This window comes from Macrococcus carouselicus (assembly GCF_004359515.1).
GTDB classification, from domain to species: domain Bacteria; phylum Bacillota; class Bacilli; order Staphylococcales; family Staphylococcaceae; genus Macrococcus; species Macrococcus carouselicus.
In genome coordinates, this window is record NZ_SCWD01000002.1 from 179,491 (window position 1) to 194,502 (window position 15,012).

19 protein-coding genes and 1 pseudogene are annotated in these 15,012 nt (G+C 45.5%); 15 read left to right on the plus strand and 5 right to left on the minus strand.

Annotated elements, in window-relative coordinates:
* Positions 1 to 4: 4 nt before the first annotated feature.
* A complete protein-coding gene (gene deoD / locus ERX40_RS06985) occupies positions 5 to 721 on the minus strand; it encodes a purine-nucleoside phosphorylase (RefSeq protein ID WP_133417784.1) in 717 nt (238 codons plus the stop codon).
* 131 nt (positions 722 to 852) lie between these two features.
* Between deoD and ERX40_RS06990 the strand changes: the two genes are divergently transcribed.
* Positions 853 to 1,734, plus strand: coding sequence for an SDR family oxidoreductase (locus ERX40_RS06990; RefSeq protein WP_133417785.1), 882 nt, complete (start codon positions 853 to 855; stop codon positions 1,732 to 1,734).
* A gap of 28 nt (positions 1,735 to 1,762) precedes the next feature.
* On the opposite strand, the gene modB is transcribed toward ERX40_RS06990, so the two are convergent.
* Together modB and modA are read right to left on the minus strand one after the other, a co-directional pair.
* Complete coding sequence (modB, locus tag ERX40_RS06995; RefSeq protein WP_133417786.1) at positions 1,763 to 2,419, minus strand: molybdate ABC transporter permease subunit; 657 nt, start codon at positions 2,417 to 2,419, stop codon at positions 1,763 to 1,765.
* Positions 2,400 to 3,131: a molybdate ABC transporter substrate-binding protein gene (modA, locus tag ERX40_RS07000; protein ID WP_133417787.1), complete on the minus strand. Its 732-nt coding sequence runs from the start codon at positions 3,129 to 3,131 to the stop codon at positions 2,400 to 2,402. Before modA ends, modB begins: the two co-directional genes overlap by 20 nt.
* A gap of 145 nt (positions 3,132 to 3,276) precedes the next feature.
* Here modA and ERX40_RS07005 point away from each other — a divergent pair, with 145 nt between their 5' ends.
* The 5 genes from ERX40_RS07005 (at position 3,277) to ERX40_RS07025 (ending at position 7,470) form a co-directional block, all read left to right on the plus strand.
* Entirely contained in the window at positions 3,277 to 4,425 is a 1,149-nt protein-coding gene (locus tag ERX40_RS07005) for a zinc-dependent alcohol dehydrogenase (protein ID WP_133417788.1), read from the plus strand.
* 80 nt (positions 4,426 to 4,505) lie between these two features.
* Positions 4,506 to 5,645, plus strand: coding sequence for an acyl-CoA dehydrogenase family protein (locus ERX40_RS07010; RefSeq protein ID WP_133417789.1), 1,140 nt, complete (start codon positions 4,506 to 4,508; stop codon positions 5,643 to 5,645).
* A 7-nt stretch (positions 5,646 to 5,652) separates the two neighbouring features.
* Positions 5,653 to 5,931 carry a TroA family protein gene (locus tag ERX40_RS07015; RefSeq protein WP_133417790.1) on the plus strand — a complete coding sequence of 93 codons (279 nt, stop codon included), beginning with the start codon at positions 5,653 to 5,655 and terminating at the stop codon, positions 5,929 to 5,931.
* Positions 5,932 to 6,147: 216 nt separating this feature from the next.
* Entirely contained in the window at positions 6,148 to 6,699 is a 552-nt protein-coding gene (locus ERX40_RS07020; protein ID WP_133417791.1) for a biotin transporter BioY, read from the plus strand.
* A gap of 24 nt (positions 6,700 to 6,723) precedes the next feature.
* Entirely contained in the window at positions 6,724 to 7,470 is a 747-nt protein-coding gene (locus ERX40_RS07025; protein WP_133417792.1) for a GNAT family N-acetyltransferase, read from the plus strand.
* Positions 7,471 to 7,482: 12 nt separating this feature from the next.
* On the opposite strand, the gene fdhD is transcribed toward ERX40_RS07025, so the two are convergent.
* A complete protein-coding gene (gene fdhD / locus ERX40_RS07030) occupies positions 7,483 to 8,268 on the minus strand; it encodes a formate dehydrogenase accessory sulfurtransferase FdhD (RefSeq protein WP_133417793.1) in 786 nt (261 codons plus the stop codon).
* 284 nt (positions 8,269 to 8,552) lie between these two features.
* Between fdhD and ERX40_RS07035 the strand changes: the two are divergent.
* The 3 genes and pseudogenes from ERX40_RS07035 to ERX40_RS07045 all read left to right on the plus strand — a co-directional run.
* Positions 8,553 to 8,813: pseudogene (locus tag ERX40_RS07035) on the plus strand (MFS transporter); the annotation flags it as partial.
* Entirely contained in the window at positions 8,813 to 9,811 is a 999-nt protein-coding gene (locus ERX40_RS07040; protein WP_133417794.1) for a ThiF family adenylyltransferase, read from the plus strand. The pseudogene ERX40_RS07035 and the gene ERX40_RS07040, both read left to right, overlap by 1 nt.
* Positions 9,808 to 10,305, plus strand: a complete 498-nt coding sequence (locus tag ERX40_RS07045) for a MogA/MoaB family molybdenum cofactor biosynthesis protein (protein WP_243713015.1) — start codon at positions 9,808 to 9,810, stop codon at positions 10,303 to 10,305. The genes ERX40_RS07040 and ERX40_RS07045 overlap by 4 nt, the downstream gene beginning before the upstream one ends.
* Here ERX40_RS07045 and moaC read toward each other — a convergent pair whose 3' ends face one another.
* Entirely contained in the window at positions 10,306 to 10,785 is a 480-nt protein-coding gene (gene moaC / locus ERX40_RS07050; protein WP_133417796.1) for a cyclic pyranopterin monophosphate synthase MoaC, read from the minus strand. It abuts the gene before it with no gap.
* A 59-nt stretch (positions 10,786 to 10,844) separates the two neighbouring features.
* On the opposite strand from moaC, the gene ERX40_RS07055 reads away from it, so the two are divergent.
* From ERX40_RS07055 to moaA, 6 genes are read left to right on the plus strand one after another with little or no spacing between them, the layout of a single operon-like run.
* Positions 10,845 to 12,089: a molybdopterin molybdotransferase MoeA gene (locus tag ERX40_RS07055; protein ID WP_133417797.1), complete on the plus strand. Its 1,245-nt coding sequence runs from the start codon at positions 10,845 to 10,847 to the stop codon at positions 12,087 to 12,089.
* Positions 12,083 to 12,523 carry a molybdopterin-guanine dinucleotide biosynthesis protein B gene (mobB, locus tag ERX40_RS07060; RefSeq protein ID WP_133417798.1) on the plus strand — a complete coding sequence of 147 codons (441 nt, stop codon included), beginning with the start codon at positions 12,083 to 12,085 and terminating at the stop codon, positions 12,521 to 12,523. Before ERX40_RS07055 ends, mobB begins: the two co-directional genes overlap by 7 nt.
* 14 nt (positions 12,524 to 12,537) lie before the next feature.
* Positions 12,538 to 12,984 (plus strand): molybdenum cofactor biosynthesis protein MoaE, encoded by a 447-nt coding sequence (locus tag ERX40_RS07065; RefSeq protein ID WP_133417799.1) that lies wholly within the window; start codon positions 12,538 to 12,540, stop codon positions 12,982 to 12,984.
* Positions 12,984 to 13,217, plus strand: coding sequence for a MoaD/ThiS family protein (locus ERX40_RS07070; RefSeq protein WP_133417800.1), 234 nt, complete (start codon positions 12,984 to 12,986; stop codon positions 13,215 to 13,217). Before ERX40_RS07065 ends, ERX40_RS07070 begins: the two co-directional genes overlap by 1 nt.
* Positions 13,214 to 13,765 (plus strand): molybdenum cofactor guanylyltransferase, encoded by a 552-nt coding sequence (gene mobA / locus ERX40_RS07075; RefSeq protein ID WP_133417801.1) that lies wholly within the window; start codon positions 13,214 to 13,216, stop codon positions 13,763 to 13,765. The genes ERX40_RS07070 and mobA overlap by 4 nt, the downstream gene beginning before the upstream one ends.
* 4 nt (positions 13,766 to 13,769) lie before the next feature.
* Positions 13,770 to 14,783, plus strand: a complete 1,014-nt coding sequence (moaA, locus tag ERX40_RS07080; protein ID WP_133417802.1) for a GTP 3',8-cyclase MoaA — start codon at positions 13,770 to 13,772, stop codon at positions 14,781 to 14,783.
* Positions 14,784 to 15,012: the final 229 nt, after the last annotated feature.

Genomic DNA, 15,012 nt, shown 5'->3' on the forward strand with positions numbered 1-15,012 from the left:
TTTATTATTCGACGATTTCAAGCGCGATTTCCATCATCTTCGTGAATGAGGTCTGACGTTCTTCTGGCGTTGTTTCTTCGTGAGTGAGTAGGTGGTCACTGACCGTGAAGATGCCGAGCGCACGGACATCACTGCCCGCGTAAGCAGCATTCATATAAAGACCTGCAGATTCCATTTCAACGGCTAAGATACCCATTGAACGCCATTTATCTGTTGCCTGTGCGTTCGCATTGTAGAAAATATCCGATGACAGTACATTACCGACGTGATTCGGTACACCTTTCTCGTCAGCTAACTGCTTGGCACGAGCCAGTAACTCATAGTTTGCAATCGGTGCAAAGTGACCCGGTAAACCATACTGAGCGACATAGTTGGAATCAGTAGAAGCACCTTGAGCGATAATAACATCGTAGACATTGATGCCTTCCTGCATAGCGCCACATGAACCGACACGGATTAAGTTCTTAACGCCGAATGTGTGGATGAGTTCATATGAGTAGATGCCGATAGAAGGAATGCCCATACCAGTACCCATGACAGAGATTTTCTTGCCTTTATATGTTCCAGTGTAACCGAACATATTACGGACTTCATTGAACTGGACGACATCCTCTAAATAAGTGTCTGCAATGAACTTGGCACGAAGTGGGTCTCCTGGTAAGAGGACAGTTTCAGCAATCGGATTATTTTCTGGTTTGATATGCGGTGTAGATTTTGTCATAGCGCATTCTCCTTTATTATGTTGTCTTTAACTTCAGTCTACCGATAGGTCAGTATTTTTTCAAGGAAAGATATCATGTTTAAAATAATGACACGGTGAAATACTAGTACTATAAAAAAGGAGTGATAGGGATGACAAGTGAAAATCCATTGACTAAATATTACGACGGCAAATTCGAAAAACAGGAACAGGAAGCACCAGGTCTACAGCAGAAGATGACACCTGTTCCTGATTGCGGTGAAACTTCATATACAGGGACGGCTAAACTGAGAGGGAAGAAAGCACTTGTAACAGGTGGTGACTCAGGTATCGGACGTGCTGCAGCAATCGCTTACGCGAAAGAAGGTGCAGATGTAGCCATCAATTATCTGCCGGCTGAAGAAGCGGATGCACAGGAAGTGAAAGAAGTCATTGAAGCAGCGGGACAGAAAGCAGTACTGATTCCTGGTGATCTACGTAATGAAGCTTTCAATAAAGAGCTTGTGGAACAAGCCGTTGAAGAACTCGGTGGTCTTGATATCCTTTGTAGTGTCGCTGGTGAACAGACTGCTGTCGAGAAGATAGAAGACCTGTCGACTGAGCAGTTACGTTCTACATTCGAAACAAATGTTTATTCGCTGATCTGGACGATTCAAGCAGCACTGCCTCATTTAAGAGCAGGTGCATCTATCATCACCACTTCATCGGTGCAGTCGTACAATCCAAGCAAGAACTTAGTGGACTATGCCGCGACGAAGAGTGCGATTGTTTCTATTACAAAATCACTTGCAACGCAGCTCGGCGAGAAAGGGATTCGCGTCAATTCAGTAGCGCCAGGTCCTATCTGGACAGCCTTGCAGATTACAGGCGGGCAGCCGCAGGAGAAAATACCTGAGTTCGGTCAGAAAGTGGCGCTGCAGCGTGCAGGTCAGCCAGTTGAACTGTCAGATGTCTATGTCTTCTTAGCATCCGATAATGCAAGTTACGTCACGGGACAAGTATATGGTGTTACTGGCGGTGTACAGATCAACTAAAAAAGAATGGGTGAAGAACCCATTCTTTTTATATGCGTTTTTTTAAGTTCTGGATGAGCAGCATCAGAATAAACGATAAGGCAACCATCAGTATCACCCACGCACCTGCCAGCTGTAATTCATTGTTATCAATTGCAATATAGATTGCGGTCGGCATCGTCTGGGTGACACCGGGAATATTGCCCGCAAAAATCAATGTGGCGCCGAATTCACCGAGCGCGCGCGCGAACGCGAACAGCACGCCGGTTAAAAGTGCATTTCTTGATAACGGCAGTACAATGCGGCTGAAGATAGTCCATGTACCGGCACCATCCACTTTAGCGGCATCTATTATGTCAGTCGTCACATTATCGATGCCGATTTTAAGCGATTGATACATCAGGGGCACGGCGACGACTGTCGCAGCCATCACCGCAGCATATATCGTGAAAACAGGACTGAAACCGAGCACAGTACCAAGTCCCTGCCTGCCGAATGCAAAAAGCAGGAGAAATCCGACGACAGTTGGCGGCAGCACCATCGGCAGCATGATAAGTGTCTCAACGATGGATTTCCCAGGAAAAGAAGCGTCCATCAGGAAGACGAAGAAAATTCCAATGATCAGGCTGATCAAGGTAGCGATAAGAGAAACTTTCAAAGAGATGAGAATAGGGGACAGAAAAGCATCACTTAACAGTAAAGCCATAGGATTCATAGACCTTCTTCGCAGTTTCTGACTGCAGGTATTGATAGAACTGCTGATTCTCAGCGTTTTCCTTGATGAGTGCTAAAGGATAAGTGATAGGTTGATGAAGTTCATCCTTAATTACCAGATCTGCGTTCTTCGTGTCTGTTGAATAGACGATAGCAGCATCAACATTACCCGTCTCAGTATAAGTCAGTGCCTGTCTGACGTCTTTTGTATAGACCAGCTTATCTTTCAGAAGAGACCATAGATGCGATTTCTCTAATGCCTCTTTTGCATATGCGCCTGCCGGGACGGTTTCAGGTGTGCCGATCGCTATTTTTGATATAGTTTTACTTTTTAGGTCAGTGAGCTGCGTCAGGTTTTCTTCGGATACGACAACAAGGTGATTCGCCAGTACTGTTTTCTGCTTATCCTTTTTGATTTCGCCCTCTCTGACAAGATCATCTACTTTGTCCTGAGCGGCTGAGAAGAAAAGGTCGACAGGTGCTCCTGCTTTAATCTGGTTAGCAAGTGAGCCTGAAGCGCCGTAATTGAATTTGATATCAATATTCTGATGCTCTTTCTCATACTTTTCTTCGAGGTCACCGAGTACATCCTGCAGACTCGCAGCTGCAGATACAGTAATTGTCTGTCGATTCTGTTCAGATGTCTGAGAAGCAGCACATCCACTTAGCAGAAGTAATGAAGTTAATAAAAGTGTCTTTTTCATGCTGTCCTCCACACACAAGTTTATCCCTATTATACCGAAGAAAGTGCATTTTGAAATGGAAAAGAAAATGGACTGTTAGCTGTCAGATGAGTTTAAATGTCTGAATACGGGTATAGTATAAAAAACAATAAAGAGGTGTGTGACTATGAAAGCAGTTACGTTCCAAGGTAAGAAGAAGATGGAAGTTCAGCAGGTGAAGGACCCGATTATTGAAGCACCGACTGATGCAATCATCAGAATTACAGCGACAGGTATCTGTGGCTCTGACTTACATCTATATCACCAAGGTGACATGATGATGGAACCAGGATTTGTTATCGGTCATGAACCGATGGGCATCGTGGAGGAAGTCGGCAGTGCCGTCACAAAGCTTAAAAAAGGCGACCGCGTTGTTATTCCGTTCAACATCGGATGCGGAGAATGTTACTACTGTACACATGAGATGGAATCACAATGTGATAACTCAAATGACGAACAGGTGAACTGGAAGATGGATAACGGTGGCTTGTTCGGTTTCGGTAAAATGCATGGTAACCACTGGGGCGGTCAGGCTGAATATCTGAAAGTGCCCTATGCGGACTTCTCTTCATTCATTGTTCCTGACAGCGATATGAAAGATGAGCAGGTACTGTTCTTATCAGACGTAGTACCTACTGCTTACTGGAGCGTTGAGCATGCAGGTGTAAAAGCAGGGGATACTGTTATTGTTCTCGGCTGTGGTCCGATCGGCCTGATGGCGCAGAAATTTGCAAAATTAAAAGGGGCGGGCCGTGTTATCGCAGTGGATAATGTGGAACATCGTTTAGAGCATGCGAAGAAATTCAATCAGGTTGAAGTCTACAACTTCGATAAGGAAAAAGAAATCGGTAAGTTACTTCGTGAAGAGACGAAAGGCGGCGCTGATGTCGTGATCGACTGTGTCGGGATGGATGGACAGGTCAAGCTGACTGAACGCGCGACGAATTTAATCACACCTCAGCGGGGGACAATCAGTCCGATTGAAACAGCTGCAGAAGCAGTCCGTAAGTTTGGTACGATTCAGCTGACGGGCGTCTATGCAACACCCGCAGCCAATTTCCCGCTACCCCTGATTTTCAATCGTAACGTTCAAGTGAAGACAGGTCAGGCACCAGTCATTCACTTAATGCCGAAACTCTATGAGATGATTCGCGATGAAGTCTTTGACCCGACTGAAATCATCACACACAATATGACACTCGATCAGGCTGCAGAAGCGTATGAGATCTTTGATCAGAAGAAAGATAACAACATCAAAGTAGTGCTTAAGCCTTAATCGCTGAAAACCGACTTCTTAAGTCGGTTTTTTTGTTTGCACCTATTTTTCAGTGGTAGTATGTCTATGAGGTGATTATAATGGACCGTGATTTATTTATTGCAACAGATGCCGAGAAGAAGTGGCTGCAGTTATTTGAAGAGAATAAGGAATGGATCAAAGTGTCCGCGAAAGAAGCAGACTTGAAAGGAGAACTGAATCATCAGCTGATTGACTGGCTGACCGACGAAGGTTATAACCGTCTGACCTTACCTGAATCACGCGGTGGCTTCGGCTGTGCTGTCAAGTCGTGTCTGCTCATTCAGGAAGCCCTGGCCTATTATGATGAGGCAACAGCGCTTAGTATCGGCTGGCATTTAGGTGTTGTCGGTGAAGTATTTGAATTCGGCCTGTGGTCGGAAGAGATGATGGACCAGTTTGCAGAAGATATCAGAGCGGGTGGAATGACAAACCGTGTTGTTTCAGAAGCGGCAATGGGCAGTCCGACACGTGGCGGACGACCAGGAACGAATGCTGTTCGGCATGAAGGAGGCTGGCTGCTTAATGGTGTGAAGACTTATGTATCGATGAGCCATCGTCTGACGCATTATCTTGTAGGTGCCTATGTCGAGGAAGAAGAAGGCATGTGTTTCTTCTACGTACCTGCTGACAGAGCGGGCTGCAGCATTGTGGAGACGTGGAATGTCATGGGAATGCGAGCAACAGCAAGTCATGACCTTGTGCTGGAAAATGTTGTTGTTCCGGAAGGCGCGATGGTGGAAGGTAAACGCGAGAAAAAAGAGAATCCTTGGCTCATGCATATACCCGCTGTCTATCTCGGTATCGCCCAAGGTGCAGCAGATGAAGCAGCTGAATTTGCACTGCATCATTCACCTAATTCTATTGAAGGTGTCATTGCTGATATTCCGCATATAGAGACGAAACTCGGACAGATGGAACTGAAATTGATGACTATGCGTCATTTTCTATATCATGCAGCTGAACTTCATTCAGCGGGTAGACAAATGTTGCTGCCTACATTCAGTGCTGCGAAATACAATGCAGTGAATATGGGACTGGAAGTAGTCGATATCGCCATGCGTATCATCGGGGGGCAGAGTCTGGATAAAGAAGGCGTTATTGAGAGACGCTACCGGAGTATGAGAGCGGGTTTGCATAATCCTCCTATGGATGATGCTGTACTTGCGCTGCTGGTACGGACAGTCAAAGAGAAAGGGTGACCCCTGCTTGCATGAAGCCCTAAATTTAGGTGCTGATACGACCTATACAATCTATCAGTTCTTCCGGAAAGATATTGATGCTTATGGCGATAACTGGGGACACGGTTCGGAGATCATCTACCAGGCATTTGATCGGAAAATGCAGGCGGATGTTGAAAAAGATTTTAAGCCTACAGGATGGAAGAAGATTTCCGCTGAAGAAATCAGTAAATATGCAAGTGATGTTGTGCTGTTTTCAAGTGACGCAGGGAAAGATATGAACAGCATTGTAAAATCAAACGTCTAAAAAAATGGACGCTGTTAAGAATAATCGGATAATTCAATGATCCGATTTCACTCGATCATCAGCGTGAAGTATTAAAAGAAGAATTAATGAAATTAAAATAATCCCGACAAGAAGATTCGCTGCGGCGAGTCTTCTCTGAGACAATCGTCAACTTTTTATTTTATTAAGTTAACATTTGAGTTATAATCAGCTTATTGTCTGAAAGGAGAGTTAGATTTGAAAACAAAAGATTTAGTGATTGTTGCCATGTTCACTGCATTGATCGCAGTACTGGGTCTATTGCCCGCCATCAACCTAGGTATCGGGGTACCCTTTACTTTTCAGAATTTAGGCTATATTTTGGCGGGGTGTCTACTGGGTAGTAAACGTGGCGGTTTAAGTGTCCTGTTATTTGTTATTTTAATTGCCATGGGCTTGCCGTTATTATCAGGTGGACGCGGTGGATTCGGCTTATTCTTCGGCCCGACAGGCGGTTATATTCTGTCGTTTCCGATTGTTGCTTATTTAATCGGCCTGCTGACAGAGCGTCGATTCCATGATATGAGTGTCTGGAAAATCTTTCTTATCAATGCACTGATCGGTGCATTGCTCTGCAATCTGATCGGTGGTATATTCATGGCTTTCAACTTACATATGCCGATTCTTAAAGCACTTAAAACAGTTATCGTCTTTATCCCGGGTGACCTGGTGAAGGGCCTCATCGCAGCGATATTAGCTGTGCGACTGCAGAAAGTTCCTTCCATCAGACGTTTCCTTAATACGGTATAATCAATCGTCAGGAGGGGAAGTCACATGGTTTCATTCAAGGATACAAAGCAAGAAGGAGAATTCTATCAGGACTATGGTCGCTTTGTGCACTACCATACGCCGTCCCAGCTGATTCGTTACTATTCGAACTTCTTTCTGTATGACGAGGTCCCGGATTTAGCGACGTTCAAAGCGGATGAAAAACTCCAGTCTGATTTTCACGAAGCAAGAGGGCAGCACCATCTGTTATTTATTTTTCCTGACAATGTTGAACTGCCGCATGATCTGATGCTGTATGCAGAGTCAGCGAGTTATAAGCTTGAGAAGATGGAACTGTACCGGACTGATAACCTGACTTTGAAGAAGCGGTCCGGCGATGTCAAGGTGGTGTCAGAAAACGATGAGATATTTGCTGATTTTCTCAAAGTCTGCCGTGCAGGAGAACTGGAATACGGCGAGGAATTTGCAGATCTGAAAGAAGAGATGCATACAAGAGATCTTGAGGATGATTCGATTATTCAGCTGGTCGCCTATCATGAAGATCAGCCGGTCGGTAAACTTGAGGCGATTATCAACGAAAGTATTATTGAACTGGATGATTTCTATGTACTCGAAGGCTTCAGAGGTCTCGGTATTGGCAGCGCTCTGCAGCAGCAAGTGCTCACATTCGGTAAGTCATTGTTATTGATTGCGGATGGCAACGATACACCGCGGGAAATGTATGAAAGACAAGGTTACCGTAAAATCAGTGAAAGGTACGAATTACTCAAAGTAAAAAGCTCGAGCGACTAAACTCGAGCTTTTTTATATGATGCGTTCTGAGTGACTATATATATTGAAAGACTGATTTCTGATGAAGCCGACTGCCGTGATGTTCAGATCATCAGCAAGCCGGATGGCGAGGTCGGTCGGTGCTGATTTTGACAGAATGATGCCAACGCCTATTTTAGACGCTTTAATCAGAATTTCCGAGGAAATACGGCCTGAGAAAATCAGAACCTTATCGCGGATTGGAATCCGCTGCTGAATGCAGTAACCGAACAGTTTGTCGAGGGCGTTATGACGGCCGATATCGGACCGATGGATATAGAAATCCTTGCCGTCGCTGATAGCTGCATTATGCAGGCCCCCCGTCTGCTTGAAGTCTGTACTTTCTTCCTGCAGTGCTTTCATCATTCTGAAGATTTCGTCTGCTGTTATTTTTGTAGTAGTCATCGATACTTTAGAAGTCGCTGCATCATTCACGAAATAGAACTGCCGGCTTTTACCGCAGCAGGAGCTGATCATGCGTTTTGTATAATGACCGTAGTGCTGCTCAATATCACGATTCAATGTGATATGACAGAACCCTTTGCTGTCGTCCAGATGAATATCCTTTACATCTGCCTGCCTGAAGATGACGCCTTCAGATGCAAGAAAACCGAGGACAAGTTCTTTTAAGTGAGTAGGGCTGCAGACAATAGTCGCAAATTCCTGCTGATTCACGTACAGAGTCAGAGGAAATTCAGTTGCGATATTATCAGTCTGTTCTATGAAGTGGCCGTCATGATACTTAATGATGGGCTGATGGTATGTAATATCTTTCTGCAAAACAAACCTCTCCTTTACCCTTATAAGTATACCCTAACTAGTCAGTGATGAGACAAAAATCTAGGAATATGCTGCTGTAAATCTGAAAGTGTCGTGGTTTTGTCTCAAACTGCGGCATTTTCTTTTTGTATTGATAAGTATCCGTTTTTACTTCACGTGAAACAAAATTTGCTGTCTAAGACGCTGATAACAAAAAGAATCATTCGATAACATTGTTCGTCTGGCATTCGAACTTGCTCTCAAGTTCTGCCAAAGGTCAGGAATACCTCATGAAACACCTGCAGATTTTCTTCTTCACAGCAGGCATCGCAGCATGTGCCGGTCTCGGCAATGGACTCATCTCTTCGTCCTACTCGGATGCAGGAACTGTTAACGGCATCGTTTCGATGATGGGCGGACTGGGCGGCTCCGCTCCGCCGCTCGTGATTGCAGCGATGACAAGTGCTTTCGGTACAAATAAGCTCGCTTTCTTCTTTCTGGTATTGTTTGGTATAATAGCCTTACTCACAATGATGTGGATGGATAAAAAAGAACAGAGGACTTAATGATGAATCGCTATGACAGACAACAGAAATTTAAAGGTATCGGCACTTCTGGTCAACAGCTGATTGAAGAGAAGACGGTCGGTATTATCGGTATCGGTGCACTCGGGACCCATACTGCAGATACACTTGCACGTGCTGGTGTGAAGAAGCTGATTCTGGTTGACCGGGATTACGTGGAAACATCGAACCTGCAGCGTCAGACGCTTTTCAGTGAGCAGCATGCGGATGATATGATGCCGAAAGTCATAGCTGCCCGTAACGAGCTGCAGAAAATCAGAACAGATCTGGAGATAGAGATCTATATTGAACACTGTGATGCGCCGCTTCTTGAAGCGGCGTTTTCGCAATGTGATCTGCTCATTGATGGTTCTGATAACTTTGATGTGCGTCAGGCAGTGAATGACTTCAGCTATAAACATCATATTCCATGGATTTACGGGGCATGTGTGGAGTCGACTTATGTCGCATGCCCTTTTATTCCAGGTGTGACACCTTGTTTCAACTGTGTGATGGGGATGCTGCCGGTGATGAACCGGACATGCGATACAGTCGGCGTCATTGAGCCGGCCGTCAGTCAGGCGACGAGCTATCAGTCGATGTATGCACTGAAGATTCTCACTGAACAGCCGTTCGAACCAAGACTGATCTTCGGCGATATATGGGCGCTGGAACATAGTGCGATGAAGTTCGGCCGCATGTATCAGGAGTCTTGTACAACATGCGGGGCACATCCGACATATCCGCATCTTCAGAACAGAAGCATTCAGACGATGCTCTGTGGGCGTGATACAGTGCAGTTCGTATCACCGGTTACTGAGACAGGGCAGCTGACTGATTTTCTGTCAGGCCTCAACATCAAGTATCAGGAGACTTCTTATTTTGTGAGGTTCTATGTGGCTGACAAACCAGTGATCTGGTTCAAGGGCGGGCGGCTGCTCGTCCATGAGGTGAAGAGCGTCGCAGAAGGACAGAAAGTTTATTATCAATTATTTGGATAGGTGATTATATGCATACGAATGATTATAGAAAGATTAAAGCGGCTGTCATCACAGTAAGTGATACGCGTACGGTTGAGACAGACACAGGCGGCCGAACAGTAAGAGAGCACCTTGCAGAAAACAGGATTGAAGTTTCAGACCACCGTATCGTCAAGGATGACTTCACTCAGATTCAATCAGCTGTAGAAGAGCTGATCGGTCAGGTGGACGTGATCATCACAACGGGAGGGACCGGTGTGGCGCAGCGTGACGTGACCATTGAAGCCGTACGTCCGCTGATGGACAAGGAGATGGAAGGATTCGGTGAGATTTTCCGGTACTTAAGCTACACGGAGGATGTCGGTACAAGAGCGATTCTGTCCCGCGCATTCTGCGGAACGAAGAACAAGACGGTGATTTTCTCTATACCAGGTTCAGTCGGTGCGGTCAATCTTGCAATGAAAAAGCTCATCACACAAGAGGTCTTCCACATTGTGCATGAGCTGAATAAATAACTAGCGACTGAAGTCACCGTTTTTACCGCCGGATTTTGACTGAAGGTAAGTCGGTCCGATGATCATACCTTTATCGACCGCTTTCGTCATATCATAGATGGTCAGTGCAGTGACAGAGGCGCCGGTCAAGGCTTCCATCTCAACGCCTGTCATGCCCTTTGTCTTGACCATGCATTCAATCTGCAGCACGTACTTGTCATCTGCAGTCTGCCAGTGGAAGTGGATATCGATTCCACTTAACTGCAGCGGATGACACATCGGGATGATGCGCGATGTGTCTTTCGCCGCCATGATGCCTGCGACCTGGGCGACAGCGAGGACATCGCCTTTTTTGGCGGTATGATTGATAATCTGGTCGTAGATGATGTCATTGACTTCAATAGAACTGATAGCAGTGGCTGTGCGCGTTGTCACTTCCTTATCTGAGACATCGACCATGCGTGCACGGCCTTCTTCATTGAAGTGTGTTAATTGATTCATTCGCTTCATCCTTTCGTTTATAATTATTATAGCTTATCACTAAAGAAAGTGGGATGACTATGCTGGAAAAAAGAACACTTATTGACGTGCAGGATGCTGTAGAGCGCTGCATGGCAAACGCTGGAGAAATGCCGATCATCTCTGTCGGACTGGAAGAGAGTCTGGGCTATTATCTGGCTGAAGATATAATCGCGACTTATGACATTCCGATGTTCGACAAGTCGCCTTATGATGGTTATGCGATCAGCAGTACCGCAAGCAACGGGGCAAACGGAGAGAACCGTGTTCACTTCAGAACAATTGATCATATTGGTGCTGGGTCAGTCAGTAATAAGATTTTAACTGCTAATGAAGCGGTTCGTATCATGACCGGTGCACCGATTCCTGATGGTGCAGATGCAGTCGTGATGCTCGAACAGACTGTTCAGACAGCTGAGGGCTTTACCCTCCGTAAGACATTTGAGTCAGGAGAAAATATCTCGAAACAGGGCGAGGAATGTAGAGCAGGCGACGTTATTCTGAGCGCTGGAACCTTGATTACACCTGGTGTCATTGCAGTGCTCGCGACTTTCTCATACGCCGAAGTTCCTGTCAGACAGAAACCGTCAGTTGCGCTGATTGCGACGGGGAGTGAACTGGTGTCACTGGGAGAGGAACTCGCACCGGGCAAGATCCGTAATTCAAACGGTCCGATGATTGCCGGACTGCTGAATGAGATGGCTGTTCAAACAGAGAGCTACAAAGTGACTGAAGATAACTATGAGCATCTGCTGGCAATCGTTCAGGAGGCACTGGAGAAACATGATATTGTTATTACAACGGGCGGTGTCTCTGTCGGTGACTTCGACTATATGCCTGCGATTTATAAGGCGCTTGCAGCAGATGTTCTCTTCAATAAGGTGGCCATGCGTCCGGGCAGTGTGACGACTGTAGCGGTTAAAGACAGACAGATGCTCTTCGGTTTGTCAGGCAATCCGAGTGCCTGCTATTCAGGCTTTGAACTTTTCACGAAGCCGGTGATCAAAAAGATGTCGGGTGCAGCACATGCACATGCGCCGGTTATCAAAGCACAGCTCTCTCTGGACTTTAAGAAGGCGAACCCGTTCACGCGCTTTATCCGTGCGGAACTGGATATTGTGAACAATACAGTTAAACCGGCCGGCTTCAATAAAAGCAATGCAGTCGTTGCCATCGCCAAAAGTAACAGCATGATTATTTTACCGGGCGGCACACGTGGATTTGAAGCAGGTGACGAAGTGGATGTCATGCTCACCCGTCTAGCTGATCAGGCGCAGTCATGGTAAGGATCCTGCAGGTTGTCGGTTATAAGAAGAGTGGCAAGACGACGGTCGTCAATCAGCTGATTGCCGCGGCTAAACAGCAAGGCTTGACGGTCAGTGTCATCAAGCACCATGGTGATCAATCAGGGCAGGAGATCGATATCCCGTTGAAACGTGATCACCTCACTTATATGGCGAGCGGTGCTGATGAGAGTATCGTTGAAGGGTATGATTATGTTCATAAGCTGTCCCGGCCGAAATCTCTGGAACGTATCATCGCTGAAGACATCACATCCTCACCTGATCTGATTCTTATTGAAGGTTATAAGCATGCAGACTATGATAAACTGGTCCTGCTGAGAACTGCCGAGGACACAGCGTTACTTGACCTGAAATATATCAGACAGGTCATTCAGACAGAGGATATTCCAGCCATTGATTTCAGTCAATTTATATAGTAAGGATGAAGACGATGAAGCAGTTTGAAGTAGTGGAACATGAATTAATACCAGATGATTATCGTCTGTTTACGGTCAATCCGAAGCAGGGTGCAGTGTGTCTGTTTATTGGAATCGTCCGCGAGTGGACGAAAGGCATCCGGACTGACTATCTCGAATACGAAGCATATAGACCGATGGCGGAGAAAAAACTTGCAGCAATCGGTGATGAGATCAACGCTAGATGGCCGGGAACAGTTGTCAGCATCGGGCATCGTATCGGTGCACTTGATATTTCAGATATCGCAGTGGTCATCGCTGTCTCATCCCCGCACCGTAAGGACAGCTATGCGGCAAACGAATATGCGATTGAGCGGATAAAAGAAGTGGTGCCTATATGGAAGAAAGAAATCTGGGAAGACGGCGAGGAATGGATGGGCGGCCAGCGTGGCTACCATTCTTCCTATCGGGAGGAATCATGATGAAAGTCTTATATTTCGCGCATACGAAAGAAATAGTGGACCGCAGGGAAGATCAGTTCACATTTACGGAACCGGTGACTGTTGAAGCATTTCGTGCTCACCTCTATATGACTTATCCGAAACTTCAAGGAGAGAAGTTCCAGCTGGCGGTCAACGAGGAGTTCGTACGTGAAACAGATATGATCATGCCGCATGATGTGGTGGCATTGATTCCCCCTGTGAGCGGCGGATGATCGGTGTAATCTTAGCGGGCGGTGAATCGAGACGGTTCGGCAGCCAGAAAGCTTTTCATATGCTTGACGGCAAACCGTTCTATCAGCATATTCATGACACCATGGTAAAAAGCGGCTGCTTTGAAGCAGTCGTCATCAATACCAATGAGGTGCTTGCCAGTCGGTTCAGTATGCCGGTTATTGTCGATGACAGCCAATATGCAGGACTGGGACCGCTCACTGGTATATATTCAGTGATGAATGAAGTGCCATACGAAAGTTATTTTGTCATATCGGTTGACACCCCGTTCATCACCACGAGAGCGATTGAGCATCTCATCAGTCATTACCAGGGAAATATAACGGTTTATAGAGATAGTGAACAGATTCATGCCACAATAGGCATCTATCCTGTCACTCTGAAAACCATGATAGAACACCAGCTTAAGACGCGTTGCTTAAGCATACGCCAGCTATTTGATGAGCAGACGAAATATATAGATGTAGGTGATATACCGGGACACTGGTATGCCAATATCAATCACCCGGAAGATTTGAAAGGAGTGTGAAGGTATGACAGAACAGATAACAGATAAGCTCGGACGACCGATCAGAGACCTCAGGATTTCCGTCACTGACCGCTGTAATTTCCGCTGTACTTACTGTATGCCAAAAGAGATATTTGGTGATGATTATGTTTTTATGCCTAAAGATGAATTACTCTCCTTTGAAGAACTGGTCAGAATTGCGACGCAGTATGCAGCACTTGGCGTTAAAAAAATCCGTCTGACAGGTGGAGAACCCTTATTACGACGCGACCTGCCTGATTTAATCCGGCAACTGAACAAGATTCCAGGTATTGAAGATATCGGTCTGACAACGAATGGCTTGCTACTGAAGAAACACGGCCAGGCGTTATATGATGCAGGACTCAGACGACTGAACGTCAGTCTGGATGCACTCGATGAGACGTTTGAACAGGTCAATGGCCGTGGTATCAAGGCAGATACTATTCTGGAGCAGATAGACTATGCGAATACACTCGGATTTGATATCAAGGTCAATATGGTCATCCAAAAAGGGATGAATGAGCATCAGATGGTACCGATGGTGAGCTATTTCAGAGAGAAGAAAATCACGCTCAGATTCATTGAGTTTATGGATGTCGGCAACGATAACGGCTGGAACTTCGATAAAGTCATCACGAAAAGTGAGATGATTGACTATCTGTCAGAAGTATTTGATATCGCACCTGTACCCCCGAAATATTTCGGCGAAGTGGCGAAGTATTATCAGCATGATAATGGGGCCAAGCTCGGCTTTATTACCAGTGTATCCGAGTCATTCTGCTCAAGCTGTACACGTGTACGACTCAGTTCAGACGGCAAGATCTTCGGCTGCCTTTTTGCGACAGGAGGATTCGATTTAAAACGATTGATACGTCGCGGCGTAACAGATGACGAGCTGCGGGGGAAACTTATTCAGTTATGGGCTCGAAGAGAGGACCGTTATTCCGATGAACGCACAGAGGAAACGGTGAAGAACAGACAGAAAAAGAAAATCAATATGAATTATATTGGAGGCTAAGGCCTCTTTTTTTGTTATATTACAATATTGAATATAGAAATGAAAACCATTATCTGTTTAGATTTATTATTTTTAATATATAATACTATAGTAATTAGCATCTGTTATTAGTATCTGGTATAAATTTGCAGTGTTTTTCAAATAAGATGAGTGTATAATAAAGAGGATAACAAAGCTGAGTTTATTTCTTACTTTTCCTTCACAGTAGACCGGTTTCATATTATTTTAT

What these genes read in the sequence shown, in the direction of transcription:
- deoD (WP_133417784.1), bottom strand. Translation starts at nt 721, where the DNA reads ATGACAAAATCTACACCGCATATCAAACCAGAAAATAATCCGATTGCT.
- mobA (WP_133417801.1), top strand. Translation starts at nt 13,214, where the DNA reads ATGATCGGTGTAATCTTAGCGGGCGGTGAATCGAGACGGTTCGGCAGC.
- ERX40_RS07005 (WP_133417788.1), top strand. Translation starts at nt 3,277, where the DNA reads ATGAAAGCAGTTACGTTCCAAGGTAAGAAGAAGATGGAAGTTCAGCAG.
- ERX40_RS07010 (WP_133417789.1), top strand. Translation starts at nt 4,506, where the DNA reads ATGGACCGTGATTTATTTATTGCAACAGATGCCGAGAAGAAGTGGCTG.
- ERX40_RS07040 (WP_133417794.1), top strand. Translation starts at nt 8,813, where the DNA reads ATGATGAATCGCTATGACAGACAACAGAAATTTAAAGGTATCGGCACT.
- ERX40_RS07055 (WP_133417797.1), top strand. Translation starts at nt 10,845, where the DNA reads ATGCTGGAAAAAAGAACACTTATTGACGTGCAGGATGCTGTAGAGCGC.
- ERX40_RS07025 (WP_133417792.1), top strand. Translation starts at nt 6,724, where the DNA reads ATGGTTTCATTCAAGGATACAAAGCAAGAAGGAGAATTCTATCAGGAC.
- mobB (WP_133417798.1), top strand. Translation starts at nt 12,083, where the DNA reads ATGGTAAGGATCCTGCAGGTTGTCGGTTATAAGAAGAGTGGCAAGACG.
- modB (WP_133417786.1), bottom strand. Translation starts at nt 2,419, where the DNA reads ATGGCTTTACTGTTAAGTGATGCTTTTCTGTCCCCTATTCTCATCTCT.
- modA (WP_133417787.1), bottom strand. Translation starts at nt 3,131, where the DNA reads ATGAAAAAGACACTTTTATTAACTTCATTACTTCTGCTAAGTGGATGT.
- ERX40_RS07070 (WP_133417800.1), top strand. Translation starts at nt 12,984, where the DNA reads ATGAAAGTCTTATATTTCGCGCATACGAAAGAAATAGTGGACCGCAGG.
- moaC (WP_133417796.1), bottom strand. Translation starts at nt 10,785, where the DNA reads ATGAATCAATTAACACACTTCAATGAAGAAGGCCGTGCACGCATGGTC.
- ERX40_RS07065 (WP_133417799.1), top strand. Translation starts at nt 12,538, where the DNA reads ATGAAGCAGTTTGAAGTAGTGGAACATGAATTAATACCAGATGATTAT.
- ERX40_RS06990 (WP_133417785.1), top strand. Translation starts at nt 853, where the DNA reads ATGACAAGTGAAAATCCATTGACTAAATATTACGACGGCAAATTCGAA.
- moaA (WP_133417802.1), top strand. Translation starts at nt 13,770, where the DNA reads ATGACAGAACAGATAACAGATAAGCTCGGACGACCGATCAGAGACCTC.